This is a genomic window from Pseudomonas sp. FG98, from assembly GCF_057808595.1.
Map to the genome: position 1 here is coordinate 1 of NZ_JBMDIJ010000151.1, position 6462 is coordinate 6462.

Consider the following 6462-nt stretch of genomic DNA (forward strand, 5'->3'; position numbering starts at 1 on the left):
GGTTTCGGCGGCGCACGCGGTACCTGTGGGAGCCGGCGTTGCCGGCGATAGGGCCCTCAAGGCTTGCACTATCAAAATGCCAGGCCTATAGTCCCGATCCTCTGTACCTCACCCGAAGACTCGCTCATGCCAGCTTCCCCTGTAACCCCAGACTTCGCTACCGCGCCCGCCGCGGTGGTTGTCGTGCGCGGGATTCAGCGGGCCGGCACCAGCCAGTACCCACCTGTCGGAACCGTTGTGGCCGTGGTGGTAGTGGGCTGACGCCCCTGCACCCCCAACGCTTCTGAATCCGGCCGGCTGCACCCTCGCAGTCCGTCCGTTCGGCTTACTTGCCCGAATACAGGTGGCAATCCATGTCTTTCCTGCACAAAACCTCCGTGGCCTCGGCGGCCACTACCAGCCTGTTCGTCCTGCTCTGGAGCAGCGGGGCGATCGTCTCGAAACTGGGGCTGGCCCAGGCGACACCCTTCGCCTTCCTGCTGATCCGCTTTCTCCTGGCCCTGGTCGCCCTGGTGCTGCTCGGCCCGCTGTTGAAATTGCGCTGGCCTCGCGAGCGCGGCGCCGTCATCCAGGCGCTGCTCACCGGCGGCATCCTGCTCGGTGCCTACCAGATCTTCTACCTGCTGGCCCTGGACCTGAAGGTCACCCCCGGGGTGATGGCCACGGTCATGGGGGTGCAACCCATCCTCACGGTGATGCTGATCGAGCGTCGACGTTCCCTGGCCCGGCTGTTCGGCCTGTGCCTGGGCCTGGCCGGGCTGGTCCTGGTGGTCTGGCAGGGCATCGGCCTGGGCGGCATGTCCTGGTCCGGCATGCTCTTCGCCCTGCTGGCGCTGGCGAGCATGACCGGCGGTTCGATCCTGCAGAAGCGCATCACCCGCGAGCCGCTGGGGACCTTGCCGTTGCAGTACCTTGCCGGCTTGCTGATGTGCGCGCTGTTCGCCCCGTTCCAGCCGCTGGACCTGCACCTGAATGCGCAGTTCCTGCTGTCGGTGGCGTGGATGGGCCTGGTGGTCTCGGTACTGGCGACCCTGTTGCTGTACCGCCTGATCGCCCGCGGCAACCTGGTCAATGTCACCAGCCTGTTCTACCTGGTGCCGGCGGTGACCGCGGTGATGGACTACCTGATCTTCGGCAACCGCCTGGCGGCCCTGAGCCTGCTGGGCATGGCGCTGATCGTTATCGGCCTGCTGTTTGTGTTCCGCCAGCCCGCGCGGGCTTGAGCACCAGCCACAGGGCCAGGCCGATCAGCAGTCCACCGTAGAGGTGTGCGGTGGACAGCGGCTCGTCCAGCAGCCAGGCGCCCCAGAGCACGCCGAAGGCCGGGATCAGGAAGGTCACGGTGGAGGATTTCACCGGGCCGATTTCGCTGATCAGGCGGAAGTACAGGATGTAGGCGAAGGCGGTGCACAGCAGGCCCAGGCCGAGCAGCGACAGCCATACCGGCCAGCCACCCCAGCTGGCCGGTGGCTGGGTGATCAGGCTCCAGGCGAACAACGGCGTCAGCAGGAGGCTGGCGCCCATCATGCTGCCCAGCGCGGACAGGCGGCTGTCGAGGCCGCCGCGCTGGTCCAGCCAGCGCCGGGCAAGAAAGCCGGAAAAGCCGTAGCAGGTGGTGGCGCCGAGGCAGGCGAGGGCGCCCTGTAACAGTTGCAGGTCGAAGGCCACCGGGCCGGCGCCGCTGAGAATGCCCACCCCCAGCAGGCCGAGGAAGATCCCGGCCAGCTTGGGCAGGGTCATGGCCTCATGGAAGAACAGCGCGCCGATCAGCACGCCCATCAGCGGCGTGGTGGCGTTGAAGATGGCCGAGTAACCGGCCGGCAGCACCTGGGCGGCTACCGAATAGAGCGTCGCCGGAATCCCCGAGTTGATCATCCCCAACACCAGGGCAACCTTGAACTTGCCCTGGAAATCCCAGCGCACCCGCATCAGGGCGAGGATCACCAGCAACCCGGCGCAGGCGATGCTGACCCGGAAAAACGCCGTGGGCACCGTACCCAGCACCGGGGCGATGATGCGCATGAACAGAAAGCTGGCGCCCCAGACGGCGGCGAGGATCAGCAGACGGGACAGGGCGATGGGACTCACGGGATTCTCCGGGCAGGAACGGGGAGGCGAGTGTACGGCATAACCGGCGGCGATCTCGTCCGCTTTCTTGCGGGCTGAATCCGTTCATTGCGGTTTATCCGCAGCGTGTCGCAAAAGCAGTACTGGCAAGGTGCTGCCGATTTGGCTGATCCGCCTCTGTGCAGCGGGCATTAGCCGCGGTTACTCTCAGGCTTTCGTCCCTTCCGCCTGAGGTCCTGATATGCCCCAGCAATGGCCGGCCGCCGATATCGCCCGGATGATCCTCGATGGTTTCGACAACTACCGCGAGCACTTTCGGCAGATCACCGATGGCGCCCGCGAACGCTTCGAGAAGGCCCTCTGGCAACAGATCCAGAGCGCTGCGGCAGCGCGGATCAACCTCTACGAGGAGAAGGTCGCGGAAGTTACCGCGCGCTTGCGCGAAGGCTTCGAGGACGAGGTGTTGCTGGACGTCTCGCTGTGGCCGCTGGTGAAAAGCGCGTACATCAACCTGATCGACCCGCGCCTGGACGATGAGTTGTCGGAGACCTGGTACAACTCGATCTTCTGCAGCCTGTTCAGCCACGACCTGATCAGCGATGGCTGCATGTTCATCCACACCACCCGGCCCTCGCTGCGGGCCCACGAGCGCGCGGCGCAGACCCGCACCTATCGCCCCGACGGGCAACTCAACGGCTTGCTCGCCGGGATCTTCGAGGACTACCGCTTCGATGTGCCCTACGCCGACCTGCCCGGTGACCTGGCGCGGCTGGAGGCGCAACTGCGCGAGAACCTGCCGGACTGGGTGTGCAAGGACCCGCAATTGCAGGTCGAGCTGTTTTCCCCTGTGCTCTACCGCAACAAGGGCGCCTATCTGGTCGGGCGCATCTTCACCCAGGACGAGCAGTGGCCGCTGGTGATCCCGCTGTTGCACCGCGAGGGCCAGGGCATCGACATCGATGCGCTGATCACCGACGAAGCCGATGTCTCGATCATCTTCTCCTTCACCCGTTCCTACTTCATGGTTGATGTGCCGGTGCCGGCGGAGTTCGTCGGCTTTCTCAAGCGCATCCTGCCGGGCAAGCACGTCGCCGAGCTGTACACCTCGATCGGTTTCTACAAGCACGGCAAGTCCGAGTTCTACCGCGCGTTGATCAACCACCTGGCCGCTACCGACGACCGCTTCATCATGGCTCCCGGGGTGCGCGGCATGGTCATGAGCGTGTTCACCCTGCCGGGCTTCAACACCGTGTTCAAGATCATCAAGGACCGCTTCTCGCCGTCGAAGAACGTCGACCGCGCCACGGTGATCGAGAAGTACCGCCTGGTAAAAAGCGTCGACCGCGTCGGGCGCATGGCCGATACCCAGGAGTTTTCCGATTTCCGCTTCCCGGTGAGCAAGTTCGAGCCTGAGTGCCTGGCCGAGTTGCTGGAAGTGGCACCGTCCACGGTGACGGTCGAGGGCGATACGGTGCTGGTGCGCCACTGCTGGACCGAGCGGCGCATGACCCCGCTCAACCTGTACCTGGAGAACGCCAACGACGCCCAGGTCCGCGAGGCGCTGGACGACTACGGCCTGGCGATCAAGCAACTGGCGGCGGCGAATATCTTCCCCGGCGACATGCTGCTGAAGAACTTCGGCGTCACCCGCCATGGCCGGGTGGTGTTCTACGACTACGACGAAATCACCTTCCTTACCGAGGCCAACTTCCGCCATATCCCGCCGCCGCGTTTTCCCGAGGACGAGATGTCCAGCGAACCGTGGTATTCCATCGGCCCTCACGATGTGTTCCCCGAGGAGTTCCCGCCGTTCCTGTTCGCCGATATCGGCCAGCGCCGGCTGTTCAGCCAGCTGCACGGCGAGCTCTACGACGCCGACTACTGGAAGGGGCTGCAGGAGGCGATCCGCGCCGGCAAGGTGATCGATGTGTTCCCGTACCGGCGCAAGGGCCGTGATGAGGTGATCGTTTAACTCTTCAGGCACTTCAGCTCGCTGAAGTCCTGGCGCACCTTGCCCAGGCGCTGGTCCAGATGCTGGCGCTGTTCGGCGCTGCTCTGGGCCATCAGGTCGACCAGCAGGCTGCGCAACTGTTGCTCGGTATTGGCGAAGGCGACGCGGTATTCCGGTGTCCAGAACCGTTCGCGGTCCTTGAGCAGCAGGCCCAGGCGCTGCTCGAAGTCGTCAGCGCCGCGCTGTTCCATCAGGCTGCTGAACTGGGCCTGCCAGTGGGCGCGGTTGGCGATCCACTGGCGGTTCTGCTCACCCAGTTGCGCCGACCATGAAGCTACCCGCTCGCGCTGTTGCGGGCTGAGGCCACCGAACCAGGGCGACAGACGTTTTTCCATGCGTTCGCCGCGTTGTTCGATCTGCTGGGCCAACGGGGTCTTCACGTATTTGGCCTGGCGCTCTTCGATGTCCTTGGCGAAGTTCTGGCGCATTTCGCGCACTTGCTCGTCGTTCATGCCACGCAGCAGTTGCGCCGCCGACGGGGTGATCTGTTCGGCGACCCGGCCCACCGCCTGTCGCGCCTCCAGGGTCCGGGCCTGCAACTGCTGGTCGCTGACCTGGTTGCTGGCGACCATCTGGCGGATGCTGTCGAGCCAGCCCAGGTAGCCGGGCAACTGGGTCTTGCAGTGCCAGGACAGCTCCTGCTTGAGGCGCTGGTCGAGCCAGTTCTTCTGTTGCCGGTTCATGTCCAGGTAGTCGCCGAGCGACCAGGGCACCAGCACGTCGAGGTTGCGGTAGGCCAGGTCCAGGCGCGTGCAGGACAGCAGCAGGAGGATGGCGAGAATCAGCAGGATCGGGCGCAGACGAACGGACATGATGGGCGTCCTTGCATTGGCTTGCTTAGTGGTTATAGAGCAGGTTAGGCCGATGCGGTTCAAATCGATCGCGACAACGCCGATTCGCGGGCAAAACTGCCGAAGCGCAGGGCGAGCGCCGCGGTTCGCGTGTAGAATGCGCGCCTCGCAGCGAGGATTTCGAAGATGGCTTCAGTTGGGCGTTACAACACTTTGCAGGTGGTCAAGCACACGGACTTCGGTCTGTACCTGGATGGCGGCGCGGAGGGCGAGATCCTCCTGCCCAAGCGCTACATCCCCAAGGATACGCCGAGCGAGATCGAGGACTGGCTGAACGTCTTCGTCTACCTCGACAGCGAGGACAAGCTGATCGCCACCACCGAGAAGGCCAAGGTCCAGGTCGGCCAGTTCGCCAGCCTCAAGGTGGTCGAGATCAACAGTATCGGCATCTTCCTCGACTGGGGCCTGCCTAAGGACCTGTTGATGCCGTACTCCGAGGAAAAGCGCCAGATGCGCGCCGGCGAGTACTGCGTGGTGCATGTCTACCTCGACCGCCGCACCCGTCGCGTCACCGCGACCGCCAAGCTCGACCGCTACCTGGACAAGACCCCGGTCAACTACCGGGTCGGCCAGCAGGTCGACCTGCTGGTGGTGGAAGAGAGCCCTATGGGCTTCAAGGCGATCATCAACAACCAGCACTGGGGCCTGATCCACAAGAACGAGGTGTTCAAGTTCCTTCGTTCGGGCAAGCAGGAGAAGGGCTACATCAAGGAAATCCGCGACGACGGCAAGATCGCCCTGAGCCTGCAACCGATCGGTGCCGGCGCCGCCGACAGCCTGCATGAGCAGATTCTTGCCAAGCTCAAGGCCGCCGACGGCGTGCTGCCAGTCAGCGACAAGAGCGACCCGCAGGTGATCAGCGACCTGTTCGGGGTCAGCAAGGGCAACTTCAAGAAGGCCATCGGCGCCTTGTACAAGAGCGGCCAGATCGTCATCCACGACAACCGCATCGAACTGGCCTGACGTCTCAGCGCTGGCGGAAACCGGAGAAATCCAGGTTTTCGCCACCCGGGCGCAGGTCACGCAGCAGCGAGTCGCGGTCGGCGGACAGGGCGATGCTGATGGTCGAACGGCGCTTGCCAGGTTTGCGTACTTCCATCTGCTCCATGTGCGAGCGCAGGTAGCGCCGCGGCACCTTCAGGTGCTGCAACTGATCGCCTTCCGGGGTGTGCAGCAGCAGGTTCACCCATCCGGTATTGGTGCGCAGCCAGGCCACCGGCACATCGAACCACCACAGGCTGCGCTTGCTGTCGAGTACGGCGAACAGAGTGTTGTCGCTGTTCAGCGCGGGAATCCCCAGCACCTCGTTGCGACGGGCGATGGCGGTGGTCTTGTCGAGCTTCATGGGGTGTCCTGCGGGTGATGCCTGGAAAAGGCCGGCTATTTTGCGGGCAATGGGCTGAAACATAAAGTGGCAGGTGCCTGTCGACAGATTTTCAGCGCTCTTGAGATCGAGCGCCGCCCGCGCGGCGCATCGCGGCATAGGTATCTACACATCTCGATCAAGCACAACACAAAACCCTGTGGGAGCGG

6 protein-coding genes are annotated in these 6462 nt (G+C 64.2%); 3 read left to right on the plus strand and 3 right to left on the minus strand.

Annotation, left to right across the window (positions count from 1 at the left end):
* Positions 1-353 precede the first annotated feature (353 nt).
* Positions 354-1223, plus strand: coding sequence for a DMT family transporter (locus ACODSK_RS31975; protein ID WP_489022063.1), 870 nt, complete (start codon positions 354-356; stop codon positions 1221-1223).
* On the opposite strand, the gene ACODSK_RS31980 is transcribed toward ACODSK_RS31975, so the two are convergent.
* Positions 1180-2088 carry a DMT family transporter gene (locus ACODSK_RS31980; RefSeq protein WP_489022064.1) on the minus strand — a complete coding sequence of 303 codons (909 nt, stop codon included), beginning with the start codon at positions 2086-2088 and terminating at the stop codon, positions 1180-1182. The two genes, ACODSK_RS31975 and ACODSK_RS31980, sit on opposite strands and share 44 nt — an antisense overlap.
* A gap of 220 nt (positions 2089-2308) precedes the next feature.
* On the opposite strand from ACODSK_RS31980, the gene aceK reads away from it, so the two are divergent.
* Complete coding sequence (gene aceK, locus ACODSK_RS31985) at positions 2309-4039, plus strand: bifunctional isocitrate dehydrogenase kinase/phosphatase (RefSeq protein ID WP_489022066.1); 1731 nt, start codon at positions 2309-2311, stop codon at positions 4037-4039.
* Here the strand turns inward: aceK and ACODSK_RS31990 are convergent.
* Positions 4036-4890, minus strand: coding sequence for a DUF6279 family lipoprotein (locus ACODSK_RS31990; RefSeq protein WP_489022068.1), 855 nt, complete (start codon positions 4888-4890; stop codon positions 4036-4038). The two genes, aceK and ACODSK_RS31990, sit on opposite strands and share 4 nt — an antisense overlap.
* 165 nt (positions 4891-5055) lie before the next feature.
* On the opposite strand from ACODSK_RS31990, the gene ACODSK_RS31995 reads away from it, so the two are divergent.
* The gene (locus ACODSK_RS31995; protein WP_489022070.1) at positions 5056-5892 is read left to right on the plus strand and encodes a CvfB family protein; all 837 of its coding nucleotides are present in this window, start codon (positions 5056-5058) and stop codon (positions 5890-5892) included.
* 4 nt (positions 5893-5896) lie between these two features.
* Here ACODSK_RS31995 and ACODSK_RS32000 read toward each other — a convergent pair whose 3' ends face one another.
* Positions 5897-6274: a hypothetical protein gene (locus ACODSK_RS32000; RefSeq protein WP_489022071.1), complete on the minus strand. Its 378-nt coding sequence runs from the start codon at positions 6272-6274 to the stop codon at positions 5897-5899.
* Positions 6275-6462: the final 188 nt, after the last annotated feature.